General features: G+C 71.0%; 3 protein-coding genes. 1 reads left to right on the plus strand and 2 read right to left on the minus strand.

Annotated elements, in window-relative coordinates; all coding sequences use genetic code 11:
- A partial coding sequence (locus AB0J39_RS39005; protein ID WP_363474183.1) for a hypothetical protein occupies nucleotides 1-250 on the minus strand: 250 nt, incomplete at its 3' end.
- A gap of 547 nt (nucleotides 251-797) precedes the next feature.
- Nucleotides 798-1,562: a DeoR/GlpR family DNA-binding transcription regulator gene (locus AB0J39_RS39010; protein WP_363474185.1), complete on the minus strand. Its 765-nt coding sequence runs from the start codon at nucleotides 1,560-1,562 to the stop codon at nucleotides 798-800.
- 203 nt (nucleotides 1,563-1,765) lie between these two features.
- Between AB0J39_RS39010 and hisD the strand changes: the two genes are divergently transcribed.
- On the plus strand, nucleotides 1,766-2,893 hold a 1,128-nt coding region (gene hisD / locus AB0J39_RS39015; protein WP_363474187.1), incomplete at its 3' end, for a histidinol dehydrogenase.

Here is a 2,893-nt window from a genome sequence, read left to right on the forward strand (position 1 = left end):
TCAGCAGGCGGCCCGCGCCCGCGACCGTCATCCCGCCCGTGGTGCGCAGCCAGCTGCGGGTGGAGGCATGCCCCTGCTGCTTGGCCTGCCCCGCCCGATGCACCCGCCCCACCCGATCAGCAAGAGCACACGTGATCCGATCCCGGGCGAACAACAACTCCTCGGTCTCGGCCAGGCAGATGTCCACATCGTCCGGAACCGGCGCCAGCGCCAACGACTGCGCCGACTCACGAACAGCACCAACCAACACCCACGACGACCGGCCCCTATTCCGACCGGCACCGGCCTCGGGACGACCGGAACCAGGGTCCGCAGCACTACCCGCAGTGCCGGCATGACCACTGGTGCTTCCGTCGCCGGGCTTCCGCGTGCTGTCGGAAAGGGATGCGCCCTTGTCGCGCGACACGCATTCAGGGCACGGGCAGGTCCCGCTCTTACAGAAATGTCTGGGGGCTTCTGACGGCCAGAGCGGTGAATTGGCCGTCGCGTCGGCCCACCAACGACCAGAGATATTCGGACGCCGAGAGCGCCTATGGACGTTGCCCAACGTGTCCATCGCGCCCTCCGTTTCCACGGCCAGATTCGAATTCCTGTGCTAATTCTCCCCCTGGCCTACCGCCTCAATCAACCGCGGCTGGGCGATTGATTGGAGCCACAGATGAATGCCCGCTCATATCGCTCCAAAGGACGAATTGCGGCTATTCGGCGTGCGGGAAGTGGTGGCGGACCACTGATACTCGGTTCGTCGATCGGGGTGCGAGGCGGTGCCCGAGGCGCCCTGGTCGATCGCCGGCCGCCTATGGACTGATCACCTCGGCATCCGCTCTGACCAGGGCGGACGCGAGCGCGGGAGGGGGTTCCGCGTCGGTGATGAGACCGGCTAGGTCGTCCAGGGCGCACACCCGGTAGGCGGCGACCCTGCCGTGCTTCGAGCTGTCGGCGAGCACGTACGTCCGGGCGGTGCCGGCGAGGATCACCCGCTTGGTCGCGACCTCGTCCAGGAAGTAGTCGGTGAGCCCGGCCTCGGCGTCCACGCCGCCCGAGCCGAGGAACGCCACGTCGGCGCGCAGGTCCTGGAAGAACCCCAGCGTGTGGGCGTTGGAGACGGCGAGGTCGCCCTGCCTGACGCGCCCGCCCGACACCAGCACCTCCACGCCGGGACGGCCGGCCAGCTCGGCCGCCACGAGCAGCGAGCAGGTGGCGACCACCCCCCGGAAGGCCGGAGGGAGGGCCCTGGCGACGTGGACGGCCGTGGTGCCCACGTCGATGATCACGGTCTGGCCCGGCCGCAGTAGCCGCGCCGCGAGCTCGCCGATCACGGCCTTCGCCTCGGAGCGGCTCGTCGAGCGCTCCAGGTAGGACAGCTCCTCGCCGGTGCCGGACGGCGCCGCGGTCGCGCCGCCGTGGACGCGGACGAGCAGCGCGCGGCGCTCCAGGATCGCCAGGTCGCGCCGGACGGTCTCGTGGGAGACGCCGAGCAGCGCGGCCAGGTCCTCGGTGCGTACGGTGCCCTTCCGCCCGAGGGCTTCGATGATCCGCTGGTGACGCTGTGCCGGGAGCACGAGACCCCGCCTTCGACTGACCGAATGTGACTGTCCTTGGCCGAGAGTGTGGATCGGTGCCCGAAAACCCGTCAAGGTCCGGGCCCCGAATCGAGCGTGGACGACGACGTCGCAGCTCCGGGAGGGTGCGCCCGCCGGTGAAACGCCCGTCCCGCATGCTGGACACACGCGGATCCGGCCCTGGTCATCCGTAGACTGGGACGGTGATTTCCCGTATCGACCTGCGCGGGTCCCTTCCTGCCGACCTGCGCGACGTGCTGCCCCGCGCCGAACTCGACGTCGAGGCCGCCCTGGAGAAGGTGCGGCCCATCTGTGAGGACGTACGCCATCGCGGCGCGGCAGCCGTACGGGAGCTGACCGCGAGGTTCGACGGCGTCGAGATCGAGTCGGCCCGGGTGCCCGCCGAGGCACTCGCACGCGCCCTCGAGGAGCTGGACCCGGTCGTGCGCGCGGCGCTGGAGGAGTCGATCCGCCGCGCCCGCCTGGTCCACCGCGACCAGCGGCGCACCGACACCACCACGCAGGTCGTGCCGGGCGGCACGGTCACCGAGCGCTGGGTTCCGGTCGACCGCGTGGGGCTGTACGTCCCCGGAGGCCGGGCCGTCTACCCCTCCAGCGTGGTCATGAACGTGGTCCCCGCGCAGGAGGCGGGCGTGCCCTCGCTGGCCGTCACCTCGCCCGCGCAGAAGGAGTTCGGCGGCCTGCCGCACCCCACGATCCTCGCCGCCTGCGCGCTGCTCGGCGTCGACGAGGTGTACGCCGTGGGCGGCGCCCAGGCCGTGGCGATGTTCGCCTACGGCACCGAGGAGTGCCGCCCGGCCACGATGGTGACCGGTCCGGGCAACATCTGGGTGGCCGCGGCCAAGCGCCTGCTCAAGGGCCGCATCGGGATCGACTCGGAGGCGGGTCCGACCGAGATCGCGATCCTCGCGGACGAGACCGCCGACCCCGCGCACGTCGCCGCCGACCTGATCAGCCAGGCCGAGCACGACGTGATCGCGGCGGCCGTCCTGGTCACCACGAGTCCCGAGCTGGCCGACGCGGTGGAGAAGGAACTGCCCGGCCAGGTGGCCGCGACGCGGCACTCCGCGCGCATCACCGAGGCGCTCGCCGGCCGCCAGTCCGGCATCGTGCTCGTCTCCGACATCGAGGACGGCCTGAGGGTCGTCGACGCCTACGCCGCCGAGCACCTTGAGATCCAGACGGCCGACGCGCACGCGGTCGCCGCCCGCGTGCGCAACGCCGGCGCGATCTTCATCGGGGTGCTCGGCAAGGAGTACGCGAATCACGCGGATATGTCTACCAGTGTCCGGATCATGACGAGGTCATGG

It is taken from the genome of Microbispora sp. NPDC049633 (assembly GCF_040675265.1).
GTDB lineage: Bacteria > Actinomycetota > Actinomycetes > Streptosporangiales > Streptosporangiaceae > Microbispora > Microbispora maris.